This window comes from Thermoanaerobacterium sp. PSU-2, from assembly GCF_002102475.1.
Classification (GTDB): Bacteria; Bacillota; Thermoanaerobacteria; order Thermoanaerobacterales; family Thermoanaerobacteraceae; genus Thermoanaerobacterium.
Genome location: NZ_MSQD01000020.1, coordinates 1 through 14,261 on the forward strand (window position 1 = coordinate 1; position 14,261 = coordinate 14,261).

Here is a 14,261-nt window from a genome sequence, read left to right on the forward strand (position 1 = left end):
TTATTTCATCTGAAGAACCAATACATTGACGCATTATTCTGTAATTGAGGCCAGATATATTTACAATTGTCTTTACAGATTCACCATCAAGGACACATTTACCACATATTCCTACTCTATATCCACCTTTTATAGTAATGTATCCATTTCTCAGCTCATTCTCAAAAGCATATATGGATGATTTGGAGATAAGCTGCAATGCTTTTTCACAATCTTCATTTGTAACTATATACGCTAAATTTGGGGAATTAACTACATTTCCATCCGCAGATAAAAACCTTTCTTGATTATTCGCATAAACCGTCAACGGTCTATCAATTCTAAGCCTTATTTCCTCCAATCCTTCTTTCAAATGATCGCTTAACTTGATAATTATGCTTCTGATATTCAACGGTAGAGAATACAATAGATCATCGTAATTTTTGCTTTTGTTTATCATTACATGTCCTCCTCTCTACAAAAATTATATTTAGGAGTACGAATATTTATGAATAAAAAAATGCCCACTAAATAATTTAGTGAGCATTTTTGCGCTATTTGATTTTAACAGCTATTCTTTGTCATCATCTTCATATATTATTACATCTTTTACGTTAACTGTCTCATTGCAATGAGGGCAGACAATTTCCGCGTCTTCATCGTCTAAAAGCTCATCTTCTACACTCATCAGCATGTGACAGTTGGGACATTCAACTTCAACATAATCGTACTCATCATCAGATTCATCATCGTATATTTCATCTTCTACTTCTGACAAATCTTCATCAATGGCACCTACATAATCATCAAGTTCTGATTGTGAGGCCTCAAGATCATTAATAGCATCTGCAAAGTCCTCCAGCGCATCAATGATGGCAATTAACACTTTGCCTTCCTTTGATTTTTCATCAATTTCCAACCCATCTACTAAACCTCTTAAATACGATATGCGCTCATACAAGTACTCCATCTTACATACCTCCTCCTTTACTATTATTTTTTAAAAGGTGCAAAACTATACTCTTTCCAGATACTCTGATGTCCTCGTATCAATCTTTATAACATCACCTTGATTTACAAACAGCGGAACTTGAATAATAGCTCCTGTTTCAACTTTAGCAGGTTTTGAACCACCTGTCGCAGTATCGCCTTTAAATCCAGGTTCCGTTTCAACAACTTCTAATTCTACAAAAGTAGGAGGTTCTACTGAAAAGGCCTCACCTTTATAGAATTTTATTGTTGCTATCATATTCTCTTTTAAAAATTTCATGGCATCTTCGACTTTTTCGTAATTCAAAGGAATTTGTTCATATGTCTCAGTATCCATGAAGTAGTATAGATTGCCGTCATTGTAAAGATACTGCATATCTTTTCTTTCTATGACTGCCTCGTCAACTTTTTCAGTGGGGTTAAAAGTTCTCTCTACAACAGCACCTGTTATGACGTTTTTCAGCCTTGTTCTGACAAAGGCAGCTCCTTTTCCCGGTTTTACGTGTTGAAAGTCCACAACCGTAAAAACTTGACCATCAATGTCAATAGTCATTCCTTTTCTGAATTCTCCTGCTGATACCAATTAAAATCCCTCCATCATTAGTTAAACTTCAATTAATTCCTTTGGCGAATTTGTCAAATCTATAACGCCATCCTCTTTTAATAATACCATATCTTCTATTCTAACGCCAGAGAAATTAGGAATATATATCCCTGGTTCAACTGTAACAACCATTCCAGCTTTTAATAAATTCGTCTTTTTGGGACCCATAAAAGGATTTTCATGTATCTCCAATCCTACGCCATGGCCTAATGAATGACCAAAATAATCACCATAGCCTTTATCTATGATTACCTTTCTTGCAAGATAGTCACCATCTTTTTCTATCATGCCAGCTTTTAAATTATTGATCGCATTTATCTGCGCTTCTAAAACTACATTGTAGATTTCTCGCTGCTTGTCATTCGCTTTTCCGATGACCACAGTTCTTGTCATGTCAGAACAATATCCATTTACCTTGCACCCATAATCAAATGTCACAAAATCGCCATATTCGATGATTTTATCAGAAGCTTTTCCATGCGGCATCGAAGACCTTTTGCCAGATGCAACTATAAAGTCAAACGATTTTTCTTCTGCTCCAAGCTTTTTCATGTAATATTCCATTTCTAAAGCCACATCTTTTTCTCTCATCCCAGGCTTTATAAAACTCAGAAAGTATTTAAAAGTTTCATCTGTAATATACTGTGCCTTTTTGATATTTTCTATTTCTGTCTCATCCTTTATCTCTCTTAAAGATTCCACAAAACCATTTTCAGGTTTTAGCTCTACTTGTAAAATGTCTTTCAATTTATTGTACTGTTCAAAAGTTATGTAGTTTCCCTCAAATCCAAGTTTGTCAATACCCATATTTGATATACAATCTCTTATTGCTTCAAAAATATCCGATTTGTGTTCAACTATTTTAAAGCCTTTAACTTCATATGAAGCCTGCTCAGTATACCTTGAGTCTGTAATAAAATAAGACTCATTGAGACCTACAATAGCAACGCTATCGTCACCTGTAAATCCAGTCAAATATGTGACATTTACAGGTTTAAAAATCAAAAAGCCATCTAATCCCTTTTCAACTAACAAATTTTTCGCTTCATTTAATCTGTTTTTCAAAATATCACTCCTTTAAATTATCTTCTAATAATTTAACTGCATTTAAAGCTAAGACATAGCTAAAAGGTCCAAAACCTGATATCTGCCCAAGACATTTAGTAGCAGTCACAGAAACGTGCCGAAAATCTTCTCTCTTTTGTATGTTGGAAAGATGCACCTCTATTACTGGTATATCTATAGCACCTATTGCATCCATTATTGCATAGCTATAATGTGAGTAAGCACCAGGATTTATTATTATAGCATCAAAATTATTCTTTGCAGAATGAATAAAATCTATGATCTCACCTTCGCTATTAGACTGCTGTATTTTAACAGCCAAATCAAGTTTTGAAGCTTCTCTTTTAATTATATTGTTTATTTCATCAAAACTTACCTCTCCGTAAATGCTTATCTCTCTGCTACCCGTAAGATTCAAATTCGGCCCATGTATAATAAGAACTCTCTTCATATTAAAAACCTCACTTTAAAATTTATTCTCTTATTTGACCATTCCCTAAAATTACATATTTATATGTGGTCAATTCTTTAAGCCCCATCGGCCCTCTCGCATGCATTTTTTGTGTGCTAATGCCTATTTCAGCACCAAATCCAAACTCTCCTCCATCAGTAAATCTTGTAGATGCATTTACATATACCGCTGCTGAATCAACTGATTTCAAAAATTTCATTGCATTTGTATAGTTTTCTGTAATAATGCTTTCAGAATGACCCGAAGAATATTTAGCTATATGGTCAATAGCTTCATCAATGCTTTCCACGACTTTAACAGCTAGTATCAGATCTAAATACTCCGTTTTCCAATCGTCTTCAGTCGCTTCTTTTACATCAGGACAGATGGATTTTGTCATGCTACAACCTCGTATTTCTACACCTAAAGATGTAAGTTTATTCACCATAGCAGGCAAAAAGTTTTCCGCCAAATCTTTATGGACAAGAACTGTCTCAATAGCATTACATACACCGGGTCTTTGAGTTTTAGCATTTACAATGATATTGATGGCTTTTTCAAAATCAGCATCTGAATCAACAAACACGTGACAATTTCCTACTCCAGTTTCAATAACAGGTACCGTTGAATTTTGTATAACATTTTGTATTAGATTCGCACCACCCCTTGGTATAATTAAATCTATCTTACCATTTAATTTCATCATGCGATTTACTTCTTCTCTATCTGTATTTTCAATAAGTTGAATGGCTCCTTTTGGAATGCCACATTCTTCTGCTGCGCTTGAAATAACCTTAACAATGGCTATATTGGAGTTTATTGCATCACTGCCACCTTTTAATATAACTGCATTTCCAGATTTTAAACACAATCCTGCAGCATCGGCTGTTACATTTGGCCTAGATTCGTAAATTATACCTATTACTCCAATTGGACAGCGCATTTTCCCGATTTGAAGACCATTAGGCCTTTTCCACATTTCTTCTATGTTTCCAACAGGATCTGGTAACATGGCTATCTCTCTAAGTCCATTTGCCATACCTTCTATCCGCTTTTCGTCTAACTTAAGCCTATCAATTAATGATTCTTTCACTCCCTTAGTTTTTGCAATCGAAACGTCTTTTTCGTTTGCTTCTAATATTTCGCGCTTATTTTCCACAAGCTTTAAAGCCATATTTTTAAGCGCTTCATTTTTAATATTTTCATCAAGAATTGCAAGTATTCTTGATGCCTTCTTGGCAGCATCTGCCTTTAAATCGACTTCCATATTTCTAATCCTCCTTACACAACACTTTATTATACACTATTAAGTCAAACTATGACAACTAAATTGTCTCTGTGGACGACTTCATCGTAATTTTTATATCCTAAAACTTTGTCTATATCGGTCGATTTTAAACCTTTTATTTTGTTAACCTCATCAGATGTATAATTAATCAAACCTCTTGCAATCTCTTTTCCATCTTTATCATATATTGATACACAATCCCCTACAGAATATTCTCCATCAGTTGATATAATACCACTTGGCAATAGACTCTTTCCATTTTCAAGTATGGCCTGTCTTGCCCCGCCATCAATAATTAGCTTACCTGACAATTGTGCATTAAATGCTATCCATACTTTTCTATTGCTGATAGGATTTTTAGCAGGTATAAAAACTGTCCCTATTTTTTCACCTGCTGCAATTTTGTTTAAAACATTATCAAGCTTGCCATTGGCAATCACCATTTTGACACCAGAGTTGTAACAAATTTTTGCCGCTTGAATCTTCGTATACATACCACCTGTCCCAAAATTTGTGCCAGAGCCTCCAGCAATTTCAAAAAGCACATCAGAAAAATCATGAACTACATCTATCAGCTTAGCTCCATCTGCTTTAGGGTCTCTATCATATAGCCCATCTATATCAGTCAATATAATTAAAAGATCCGCTTCTATGATGCTTGCTACAAGCGCTGATAACGTATCATTATCTCCTATTTTTATTTCATCTACAGTAACAGTATCATTTTCATTTATGATTGGGACTACATTGTACCTTAATAAATTTGATAATGTATAGCTTATGTTTAAATACCTTTCTCTTATAGAAAAATCATCCTTTGTAAGCAATAGCTGAGCTGTAGTCTTCCCGTATTCATTAAAAAATTTTTCATACAGTCCGATTAGCAATCCTTGTCCAATTGCCGCCAATGATTGTTTTTCCGGTAATGTTTTAGGTCTTTTCAAAATATTTAGTTTGCCCATTCCAGCTCCAATGGCACCAGATGTCACAAGAACAACTTTATCGCCTTTATTTTGCAAATTAGATATTTGCCGTACAATTTTTTCCATCATCTCTAAATTCAACTTTCCATTCTCATAAGTCAATGTACTTGTTCCGATTTTCACGACAATTTTCATATTCCTCTGCCCTCGACTTTTTATCTTGTTTTTAATTTCGAATATACATCTACTACTGTCAAAGCTACATCATTTATAGACATATCTGAAACATCTATAGTATAATCTGCAAACTCATAATAGTGCTGTCTTTCTGCTAAAAGAGCTTTTATCTTTTCATACACATCACCGTTAGCAAGTATAGGCCTTTTATCATTTTCACCAATATTTCTCAAAATTACCTCTGGATTCGCCTTTAAGCATATAACTACTCCATGTTTCCTCAATTGTACTATATTAGAAGGATTTAATACAACACCACCACCTGTTGATATAACATGATTTTTTAATCTGGAAGACCTTGCAACAGCAATTTTTTCAATTCCCCTAAAATATTTTTCACCGTATTTATCGAAAATTTCCGGAATCTTCATGCCAGAAATTTTCTCAATCAAATCATCAGTATCAATAAAGCCGAAACTTAAAATATCAGCAACTCTTTTGCCAACAACTGTCTTTCCTGTAGCCATAAATCCGGTTAATGCGATGTTCTTCATTAAAATTTTATCCTCCAATACGCATAACTTTCTTACTGCTTATTTGTTGGTGTAGGTGGTGCAATTTTAGAAACATTGTTTATTGCACTGTTTATACTATCTGAAATAATTTTGTTTATATCAATTCCTTGCAAAGAATTCTGATTGTTTGAATTGGCGTTTGTATTTTGATTTCCATTATTCACTTCAACTAATGATTTAAATGGATCACTTTTCCCACTTGTTTCAAGTGGATTCAAATTACTTCCGCCTTTTTTGCTCATAGAATATATCACAATATCTATATTAAGCAGCAAATTATTAGATTCATTGTCTTTACTTATCTCAAATGATTTTATATTGTTAAGCCTTTGCATTGATTGTACTTCTTCAATAAAATTCGATATTTTTGAATAGTCGCCTGCAACTTTTATATTTACAGGGATTTCTACATATTTTGTCTTGCTGATTTTGTTATTATTTGTTTGATTTTCAGGACTCTGTAATTGATTATCAGTTGAATTAAAATTCAACTCTTCAAAATTTACGCCAGTCTTAGCAATTGCATCATCAAGCAAAACTACAAAATCTTCAATATTTTCATAATCAGGAAGTTCCTCATTGCATATTTCAATTTGACTATCAATCTCTGATAAGCGGTTTTTCATTTTATCTACACTTAATGTATTGTAATCATTCACCTCTGTCTGCAAACTCATAACATCACGCCTTAATTTATCTATAACCACCAGTTGTTTTGTCAAAACAAGCTGATAATATAAACCAAAGAAGGCGACAATAAACAATACACTTATTAGCATTTTTTCTCTCGTTGTCAATTTCATATAATTATACCACCTTAAACTTAATTTGCAAAGTATATTGAATCAAACCACTATCAGATTTCTTTGTGTCTAAGAGATTAACATCATCTACATATTTTAATTTTCTCAAATTCAACATAAAATCCGATAAATATTTGTTCATATAAGAATCACCTGTTATTTCCAACACACTTCCATTAAACTTCATATCCTTAATTGAAACATTTTCTGGAATATTAGACGAGATGTCATTTAAAATTTCCGTCATATTCAATCTTTTATCAGATAAATCTTTTATTATTTTTTCTTTTTGTAAATAATAATTTTCTTTGCTTTTAATAGTTGAATACATGTCTTTCTTTGCTTTTAAACTATTTAATTGGTTGTTTAAGGTAAACTTTTGCTTTTCTAAATTATTGATATACATATTTGGCAAAAGCAAAATAAAAATAAGCACAAAAGCCACAATCAAAAAGCCTATCATGGCAAAGGTACTTCTTTTCCTTTTTTCTTCAAGTAATTTTATCTCATCTGGTATAAGATTAATGTCTTTCAAATTATTCCCCCCTAATCAAAGAACCAAACACAGGCATAAAATATGTATATAAATCGCCATCATAGCTTAAAACAGGTATCTTAAAATAATCTTCTATATGTCTTTTAAGTCCAGTAAGTCTCGAAGTTCCACCAATTATGAAAATTTCGTTTATGCCTTTATGATAAGATGATTCAAAAAAATCAAACACTCTTGATATTTCACTTAGTTTACTGTTTACGTATTTTTCTGTGTTTTCTCTAAGACTAGCATAATCTTCATTATCTATAAAAAAAGGTTTTTCCCTTTTATATTCTTCAGCAGTTTTAAAATCTGTATCATACGTATTGGCAATTATCTCGTTTATATCATTTCCTCCGAATTTTACTACCCTACTAAATGCATATTTACCTTCATTTATTATCGTAATATCTGTATACTCTGCGCCAATATTGATTACAGACGTACTTCCCGTTGGTTTACATAATTTTTTTATCGACTTATAAATACAATTACTATATATATCTATGACTTCCAAATGCAATTTCAATGTTTTAGCTAATTTCAAATACCCGAAAATCATTTCTTTAGGCGCTGCCACAATAATTGTTTTTAACTTTTTACCATCTTCATCATGCTCAATCTGCTTATAGTCAACAATATAATCGTCTGAATTAGGTATGTACTGATCAATTTCATATTTTAAAGCGTTTTTTAATTCATCATCTTTCATAAATGGCATTATTATTTCTCTAATTATTATATCTGTGCTTGAAATGCAAAAGGATAACTTCTTTTCCTTTGCAAATTTCTTTTTCAATATTTCATTTAGAAAGTCAGATAATACATTTATTTCGCTTAAATATCCATTTCTAATGCAATTTTGAGGCGTTCTTTCAATTGCCATATTATTTAATTTATCACTTTTTCTATCAAAACTGCCAATCTTTGTATAAAAGCTGCCTATATCAACTCCTATCATCTAAGATCCTCTCCATGGCGCCTATGTTGATTAACATAAAAAGCTGCTTTTGTAATCTGACTTATGATATCTACCTCAAATTGCCTTTTCAATTCATTGACTTTTGTGTATACCTCACCTTTCTCTGTGTCATAATATTTCGGAGGCAAATTATTTAACGTTAATGCCATTATATCAAGTTTACATTTGTCGCATTTACATACATCTAAATCTTTTAATACATTGTCGATAACATCTTTAACTGCTTCTTCCATAAAATTCTTTAGCTCCATTTATCATCTCTCCTTAATTTGATGGTGGTGTATTATCGATAACCCAACTGCTTATTGAAATTGGGTTGCCAGATGCCTGAAGATTTAAAATAAGATCTGCATGTCCATAGCTTTTTATATTTCTATAAATACCAATAGTTTCAATATGAATATCATATTCCATTCCTTCTTGTTGATTAAAAGAAATACTGGTGATATTGTAAATTTGCCCTGTACTTCCTAAACTAACATTGCCTTCATTTAAATATCTATTAAAAACATTATTATATAAGTAGTTTTTCGTATCATTAAATATCAAAGAATACAATTGATCCATACTGACTTTATAAGTTCCATTCTTCGTATCATAATTACTATCAATAATCCCCTGCGCATTATTTTTTAACGTATTAAGAAGCTTTGCGTTAAACTCTGACTTTAAAATATCAAGTCCTGCTTCAGCAGCATACCTTGATAAAACATCATTTCCATATGACGATGAAATCTTAAATTCTGTCAATGAAAGCTCTAAAATTGATATTCCTAAAACGGTTAATATTAAAATGATCATTAAAGTAAAAATCAGGGCAGAACCTTTGCTATTGTACATTTACAACACTCTTCCTAAGGAAAATATCAGTTGATAATGAAAATTCCCCTGTTCCATCTTTATTTTGGCCTACAATCTCTATGTTTAACACATTACTGTTTTTCAATTTTACATTAAATTCACTAATGTTTGTAGCAATTTCATGACCTCGATTTTGATCTAAATAAATCTTATTATTAATTGTATCAAATTGTATACAATTGCCATCTATATTAAGCCCATGACCATTATCTATAATGTTTATCAATGTTGGTCCTTTATCAATCTGATTGATAATATAATTCATGACATATCTGACGTTTTGTTCAATGTCAATATTACCTTGTGTGTTTTTGTATGACTTATAGCCTGAATAATATAAAGAAGAATAAATAGAAATTACAATTCCTAATAATGCCAAAGTCACTAACAATTCTACCAATGTAAAACCCTTGTTGTTTTTTACCACCATTTTAACCACCAAGGAATACTTAGATTCACACTTTTTGCAGCATTTGTTGCTATATCCTTCAATGTCCTAATATTTTTATTCCATGAATTAATTATATTGTTAACAATTGTTATCACTCCACTTAACCCCAACTTTGGCAATACAATAAAAAGAGCGAATAGTGCTGACCATGTAATGACTATGACTAAAGTAACTATGTCTTTCAACCTATTTATTTCATCATCATAATTACCATTGTTAGAATAAATATTAGGTGGTGTATAACCAGTTATTTCTGCAGACGGTGCAACAGCATACAGTACAAATGGCTGTGCATTTGACTGCAATTTACCAATACTTATTCTGTATTCTGTAATACCATTTCCCATATCAACTTTGGACTGATTCGGATCTTCTATGAGATAATAGCCAGTTGGTATGTTCCAATTAGACACATTTGTGTTTCCCGCTTTTATGTCTTCCGCAATACTTTGTGCAATAGTAGCTTCTTTTGTTCTTATTTTAGAATCTGCATTTGTAATTACTGATTCATGGAACACACCTAATAGAGGTATAGCTGCAATTGAAAATAAAGCTATTGCTACAAGGACTTCAATAAGCGTCATGCCAAAAGTATTTTTTAAATATTTCAACTTTCTTCACCTCAATAATTCCCCTTTATCATCACTCTTCCTGTAGCAGGCAAAACAGTTATGTCTAACCTTTTGTTTGAATTTAATAAGCTTATAGTGCAGCCACCAGGTATTGGAGCGCCTTGATTTGAAAAGGATATTTGTGCTGAATTGTCGCTATACATCGTTATACCTTCAGGAAATTTCTTCGTCTTTATTCTTTTTACCATTGTACCCGGTTTATTTATGTAATACCCTTTGTGGTCAGTCTGTATAGTTAAATACAAACTTTCATTTTCATAGATATTTTTATACTGAACATATCTTATATCGCTTATAAGCTCATATGCCACCATTCTTAAACGAATTTCCGAAGTTTTTGCATTGAAAAAATCTGTCTTTGGAACTGCTATCAATACGATAATAGAAAATATCGACACTACCGTTATTAATTCTATCAGAGTCAGTCCACTCTCATTTGCTTTCATGTATCGCATTGCTTCAACCTCTTATAAGTTTTATATACATATTTAGCAAATCGTATCCATATAAAATAGAAATCAAACAGGCAATGCTTATATAAGGTCCAAAAGGTATGTAATCTTTTCTTGTCTTAATTTTAAACAAAATCATGGCGATGCCGCCAATAGCACCTAATACAACTGCCAGAAAAAGCGTTGATATAGTAAGCTTCCATCCTACAAAAAGGCCAATCATAGCCATTAGTTTTATATCTCCACCGCCCATTCCTCCTCCTGACAATAAAGATATTAAAAGAAGCACTCCACCACCTACTAAAAATCCTACAATGTAGTCCCATACGCCGTAATTAATCATAATCAACCTAAATGCTACTCCAGCTATCAATCCTATCAAAATTACTTTATTTGGTATTACCTTATGTTCCATATCTATAAATGATATGACTATCAATAATGAAGTTAAAAACGCATACGACAGCGCCTTTACGGATATATCAAAATATATAAATAAAATAAGATATATAAGTCCTGCTAAAAGTTCAACAATAGGATATCTTATGGATATTCTATTCCCGCAATATCTGCATCTGCCTCTTAAAACAATATAACTTGCTATAGGAATTATATCATAAGGCTTTAACTCATGCTTACAATTTGCACAATGCGATGGAGGATACACGATTGACTCATTCCTGGGAAGTCTGTATATGACTACATTTAAAAAACTACCAATTATCGTGCCAAATACAAAAACAAGTACGTATAGAATAAACATTTCTGCCTCCTCATATAGGTATATGCGGGCACCATTGGTGCCCGAAATGTTATTTGCTAATCATTTTATAGATACAGTTCCTGAACTTTGATCATAATTAAAAGTCTTACCATCTTGTAAAGTAGGTATACTTTTAAGATAATTTGGCACTAAATCATTTAAACTCGATGGATAATTACCGTTTTCAGCATTATATCTTTCTACCGCTTCTTGAACTATTTGTAAATTAGCGCTATTAGCATTATTTTTTGCATTACTTAACGAGTTTGTTACTCTTGGTACTGCGATTGCTGCGAGTATTCCAAGTATTGCTATTACTACAATCAATTCAATCAATGTAAACCCTTTTTCATCTTTATTTAATGCCTTCACGAACCATGCCATTCTTTTCACCCCCTTCCCATAATATCTCATTGCCCTATAAAGTTGTACATCTGGAACATAGGCATCACTATAGACACTACTATAAAGCCGACTATTGACGCCAAGAAAACTATTATTAGCGGTTCAATCAATGTAGTCATCTGAGATACGGCTGTGTCAACTTCACTGTCGTAAAAATCCGCTGTTTTCTTTAATATGCTGTCCAATGATCCCGAATCTTCTCCAACCTTTATCATTTGAATAACCATCGGCGGAAATATATCGATTTTCTTTAAAGGCAATGCAAGCCCGTTTCCCCTTTTTATCTCTTCTTCAGCCTTTTTTAAGCCATTTGCCACAACAGCATTGCCTACCACTTTTTCTACGACAGACAATGATTCCATTAGTGGAATCCCTGAACCTATAAGTGTTGACAGCGTCCGCGTAAATCTGGATGTAATGATCTTCACATTTAGTGGACCAAATATTGGCATCTTTAACATCAAAAAATCAAATAATTCTTTTCCTCTATCTGTCTTCATAATTCTCAAAAGTAAAAATATTAAAAATACGATATTCCCCAAATAGACATACCAATAATGCGCTATAGAATCACTTAAGCCTAAAAGTATCAATGTCGGCGTCGGCAATTGCGCTCCTGCATTTTTAAACATGCCTACAAATGTAGGAAGTACATTTGTAACAAGAAATACAACTACCAATACTGCAACGATTGATACAATTGCAGGATATGCTAAAGCTGATTTTATCTTTTGATTTAAATTATTTTCTTTCTCAAAATGTTCAGCCATTTCATTTAATACTTTGTCTAAAGTACCGCTTACTTCTCCTGCTTCTATCATGTTAAATAAAAGCATTGGAAATACATCTGGATGCTTTCTCATCGACTCAGAAAGAGTTTTTCCTTTCTGCACATCCTCATATACATCATTCAAAGCCCTCTTAAGTCTTTTATTTTCAACTTGCTCAGACAAAGTGGCAAGCGATGCAACAATAGAAATACCTGCATTTATGAGCACCGAAAACTGCCTACAAAACACAGCTATATCCTTTACCTTCACTTTACGAGAAGAATTGATGCTTTCAAAAATATCCTTCTTCTCCACCTTCTCCTTAACATCTAATATATAATAGTTTTTCTGCTTTAAGCTATCTACACAAGACGATAATGTATCAAGCTCCATAGTACCTGTTATAAGATTTCCATCCATATCCCTTGCCTTATATGTATAAGTTGGCATCTAGGCCACCCTTTCTCGTATCATCTTATACTACTAATCGAGAAAAGTTTTCTCTATCAACACAATATGTAAGTGCATCGTCCATAGAAATCAAGTTTCTCTTTAATAGCTGCGATATCCACATGTCCATTGTCACCATTCCAAATTTATTTCCTGTTTGCACCATCGATTGTATTTGAAATGATTTACCTTCTCTTATTAGATTTCTTATTGCGGGTGTAGCTATCATTACCTCTACAGCGACGACTCGCCCTGAATTATCTATTTTAGGTAGCAATTGCTGAGATACAATCCCTTCTAACACATTTGAAAGCTGTACTTTTATCTGCTGTTGCTGATGTGGTGGGAAAACATCTATAATCCTGTCGATAGTCTTTGCTGAACCTATAGTATGTAATGTAGACAACACAAGATGCCCTGTCTCAGCCGCTGTTATAGCTATCTGTATCGTCTCAAGATCCCTCATTTCTCCAACCAGTATCACATCAGGGTCTTCTCTTAATGCTGCCCTTAATGCACTGGCGTATGACAAAGCATCATGCCCGATTTCTCTTTGATTTACTATGCTCTTTTTGTGCTTATGTAAATATTCAATAGGATCTTCCAGGGTCAATATATGACAATTACGTTCTTCGTTTATTAAATCGATCATAGATGCCAATGTCGTAGATTTTCCACTGCCTGTAGGCCCTGTAACAATTATGAGACCACGGGTTTTAAGCGCAAGTTCTTTAATCACTTCTGGAAGTCCTAATTCATCAATTGTCGGAATTCTCAAAGCTACAGATCTTATGGCAAGGCTATATGTTCCTCTTTGCTTATAGGCATTTATCCTAAACCTTCCAAGCCCTTTTACTGAATACGATAGATCAATGTCACCCGCATCTTCAAGTTTTTTTAGCTCATCGCTTGAAAGCAAATCTTTTGTTATATCTTCAGTATCTTGAGGCGTTAATTGAGGTAAATCAAGTTTTATAAGTTGACCATTAATCCTAAGTACTGGAGGAACGCCAACTGTTATATGCAAATCAGATGCGCCTTTTTCTACAACCATAGCCAGAAGTTCACTTGTTTTCATCGTATCACCTTTAGCAATTATTTAATG

Annotated in this window: 20 protein-coding genes; all 20 read right to left on the reverse strand. The window is 33.0% G+C overall.

Annotated elements, in window-relative coordinates; genetic code table 11:
- Nucleotides 1-439, reverse strand: a 439-nt coding sequence (locus BVF91_RS12055; RefSeq protein ID WP_502688663.1) for an AAA ATPase domain-containing protein, incomplete at its 3' end; no start/stop codon positions are given.
- Nucleotides 440-550: 111 nt separating this feature from the next.
- Nucleotides 551-949 (reverse strand): CD1247 N-terminal domain-containing protein, encoded by a 399-nt coding sequence (locus BVF91_RS12060; RefSeq protein ID WP_013787949.1) that lies wholly within the window; start codon nucleotides 947-949, stop codon nucleotides 551-553.
- Nucleotides 950-994: 45 nt separating this feature from the next.
- Nucleotides 995-1,552, reverse strand: coding sequence for an elongation factor P (gene efp / locus BVF91_RS12065; RefSeq protein ID WP_013787948.1), 558 nt, complete (start codon nucleotides 1,550-1,552; stop codon nucleotides 995-997).
- 21 nt (nucleotides 1,553-1,573) lie between these two features.
- A complete protein-coding gene (locus BVF91_RS12070) occupies nucleotides 1,574-2,638 on the reverse strand; it encodes a M24 family metallopeptidase (protein ID WP_085113641.1) in 1,065 nt (354 codons plus the stop codon).
- Between the two features lie 4 nt (nucleotides 2,639-2,642).
- Nucleotides 2,643-3,089: a type II 3-dehydroquinate dehydratase gene (aroQ, locus tag BVF91_RS12075; protein ID WP_013787946.1), complete on the reverse strand. Its 447-nt coding sequence runs from the start codon at nucleotides 3,087-3,089 to the stop codon at nucleotides 2,643-2,645.
- Nucleotides 3,090-3,111: 22 nt separating this feature from the next.
- Nucleotides 3,112-4,365 (reverse strand): glutamate-5-semialdehyde dehydrogenase, encoded by a 1,254-nt coding sequence (locus BVF91_RS12080; protein WP_276204908.1) that lies wholly within the window; start codon nucleotides 4,363-4,365, stop codon nucleotides 3,112-3,114.
- A gap of 35 nt (nucleotides 4,366-4,400) precedes the next feature.
- Nucleotides 4,401-5,495 carry a glutamate 5-kinase gene (proB, locus tag BVF91_RS12085; protein ID WP_085113643.1) on the reverse strand — a complete coding sequence of 365 codons (1,095 nt, stop codon included), beginning with the start codon at nucleotides 5,493-5,495 and terminating at the stop codon, nucleotides 4,401-4,403.
- 20 nt (nucleotides 5,496-5,515) lie between these two features.
- The gene (locus tag BVF91_RS12090) at nucleotides 5,516-6,031 is read right to left on the reverse strand and encodes a shikimate kinase (protein ID WP_085113644.1); all 516 of its coding nucleotides are present in this window, start codon (nucleotides 6,029-6,031) and stop codon (nucleotides 5,516-5,518) included.
- Between the two features lie 32 nt (nucleotides 6,032-6,063).
- Entirely contained in the window at nucleotides 6,064-6,855 is a 792-nt protein-coding gene (locus BVF91_RS12095) for a type IV pilus inner membrane component PilO (RefSeq protein ID WP_085113645.1), read from the reverse strand.
- A gap of 4 nt (nucleotides 6,856-6,859) precedes the next feature.
- Nucleotides 6,860-7,390 (reverse strand): PilN domain-containing protein, encoded by a 531-nt coding sequence (locus BVF91_RS12100; protein ID WP_085113646.1) that lies wholly within the window; start codon nucleotides 7,388-7,390, stop codon nucleotides 6,860-6,862.
- A 1-nt stretch (nucleotide 7,391) separates the two neighbouring features.
- Nucleotides 7,392-8,351, reverse strand: coding sequence for a pilus assembly protein PilM (gene pilM, locus BVF91_RS12105; RefSeq protein WP_085113647.1), 960 nt, complete (start codon nucleotides 8,349-8,351; stop codon nucleotides 7,392-7,394).
- Entirely contained in the window at nucleotides 8,348-8,623 is a 276-nt protein-coding gene (locus tag BVF91_RS12110; protein ID WP_085113648.1) for a late competence development ComFB family protein, read from the reverse strand. Before BVF91_RS12110 ends, pilM begins: the two co-directional genes overlap by 4 nt.
- A 13-nt stretch (nucleotides 8,624-8,636) precedes the next feature.
- Nucleotides 8,637-9,212, reverse strand: coding sequence for a pilus assembly PilX N-terminal domain-containing protein (locus tag BVF91_RS12115; RefSeq protein ID WP_085113649.1), 576 nt, complete (start codon nucleotides 9,210-9,212; stop codon nucleotides 8,637-8,639).
- Nucleotides 9,202-9,663 carry a prepilin-type N-terminal cleavage/methylation domain-containing protein gene (locus tag BVF91_RS12120; protein ID WP_085113650.1) on the reverse strand — a complete coding sequence of 154 codons (462 nt, stop codon included), beginning with the start codon at nucleotides 9,661-9,663 and terminating at the stop codon, nucleotides 9,202-9,204. Before BVF91_RS12120 ends, BVF91_RS12115 begins: the two co-directional genes overlap by 11 nt.
- Nucleotides 9,654-10,295, reverse strand: a complete 642-nt coding sequence (locus BVF91_RS12125) for a type IV pilus modification PilV family protein (protein WP_085113651.1) — start codon at nucleotides 10,293-10,295, stop codon at nucleotides 9,654-9,656. The genes BVF91_RS12120 and BVF91_RS12125 overlap by 10 nt, the downstream gene beginning before the upstream one ends.
- Nucleotides 10,296-10,306: 11 nt before the next feature.
- Nucleotides 10,307-10,771 carry a pilus assembly FimT family protein gene (locus BVF91_RS12130; RefSeq protein WP_240495889.1) on the reverse strand — a complete coding sequence of 155 codons (465 nt, stop codon included), beginning with the start codon at nucleotides 10,769-10,771 and terminating at the stop codon, nucleotides 10,307-10,309.
- A 4-nt stretch (nucleotides 10,772-10,775) separates the two neighbouring features.
- On the reverse strand, nucleotides 10,776-11,531 hold the full coding sequence (locus tag BVF91_RS12135; RefSeq protein ID WP_085113652.1) for a prepilin peptidase: 756 nt from the start codon (nucleotides 11,529-11,531) through the stop codon (nucleotides 10,776-10,778).
- Nucleotides 11,532-11,591: 60 nt separating this feature from the next.
- Nucleotides 11,592-11,915 (reverse strand): type II secretion system protein, encoded by a 324-nt coding sequence (locus tag BVF91_RS12140; protein ID WP_085113653.1) that lies wholly within the window; start codon nucleotides 11,913-11,915, stop codon nucleotides 11,592-11,594.
- Nucleotides 11,916-11,941: 26 nt separating this feature from the next.
- On the reverse strand, nucleotides 11,942-13,156 hold the full coding sequence (locus BVF91_RS12145; RefSeq protein WP_085113654.1) for a type II secretion system F family protein: 1,215 nt from the start codon (nucleotides 13,154-13,156) through the stop codon (nucleotides 11,942-11,944).
- A 25-nt stretch (nucleotides 13,157-13,181) separates the two neighbouring features.
- Nucleotides 13,182-14,234 (reverse strand): type IV pilus twitching motility protein PilT, encoded by a 1,053-nt coding sequence (locus tag BVF91_RS12150; RefSeq protein ID WP_085113655.1) that lies wholly within the window; start codon nucleotides 14,232-14,234, stop codon nucleotides 13,182-13,184.
- Nucleotides 14,235-14,261: the final 27 nt, after the last annotated feature.

What these genes read in the sequence shown, in the direction of transcription:
- BVF91_RS12060 (WP_013787949.1), bottom strand. Translation starts at nt 949, where the DNA reads ATGGAGTACTTGTATGAGCGCATATCGTATTTAAGAGGTTTAGTAGAT.
- aroQ (WP_013787946.1), bottom strand. Translation starts at nt 3,089, where the DNA reads ATGAAGAGAGTTCTTATTATACATGGGCCGAATTTGAATCTTACGGGT.
- proB (WP_085113643.1), bottom strand. Translation starts at nt 5,495, where the DNA reads ATGAAAATTGTCGTGAAAATCGGAACAAGTACATTGACTTATGAGAAT.
- BVF91_RS12090 (WP_085113644.1), bottom strand. Translation starts at nt 6,031, where the DNA reads ATGAAGAACATCGCATTAACCGGATTTATGGCTACAGGAAAGACAGTT.
- BVF91_RS12095 (WP_085113645.1), bottom strand. Translation starts at nt 6,855, where the DNA reads ATGAAATTGACAACGAGAGAAAAAATGCTAATAAGTGTATTGTTTATT.
- pilM (WP_085113647.1), bottom strand. Translation starts at nt 8,351, where the DNA reads ATGATAGGAGTTGATATAGGCAGCTTTTATACAAAGATTGGCAGTTTT.
- BVF91_RS12110 (WP_085113648.1), bottom strand. Translation starts at nt 8,623, where the DNA reads ATGGAGCTAAAGAATTTTATGGAAGAAGCAGTTAAAGATGTTATCGAC.
- BVF91_RS12115 (WP_085113649.1), bottom strand. Translation starts at nt 9,212, where the DNA reads ATGTACAATAGCAAAGGTTCTGCCCTGATTTTTACTTTAATGATCATT.
- BVF91_RS12120 (WP_085113650.1), bottom strand. Translation starts at nt 9,663, where the DNA reads ATGGTGGTAAAAAACAACAAGGGTTTTACATTGGTAGAATTGTTAGTG.
- BVF91_RS12130 (WP_240495889.1), bottom strand. Translation starts at nt 10,771, where the DNA reads ATGCGATACATGAAAGCAAATGAGAGTGGACTGACTCTGATAGAATTA.
- BVF91_RS12135 (WP_085113652.1), bottom strand. Translation starts at nt 11,531, where the DNA reads ATGTTTATTCTATACGTACTTGTTTTTGTATTTGGCACGATAATTGGT.
- BVF91_RS12140 (WP_085113653.1), bottom strand. Translation starts at nt 11,915, where the DNA reads ATGGCATGGTTCGTGAAGGCATTAAATAAAGATGAAAAAGGGTTTACA.
- BVF91_RS12145 (WP_085113654.1), bottom strand. Translation starts at nt 13,156, where the DNA reads ATGCCAACTTATACATATAAGGCAAGGGATATGGATGGAAATCTTATA.
- BVF91_RS12150 (WP_085113655.1), bottom strand. Translation starts at nt 14,234, where the DNA reads ATGAAAACAAGTGAACTTCTGGCTATGGTTGTAGAAAAAGGCGCATCT.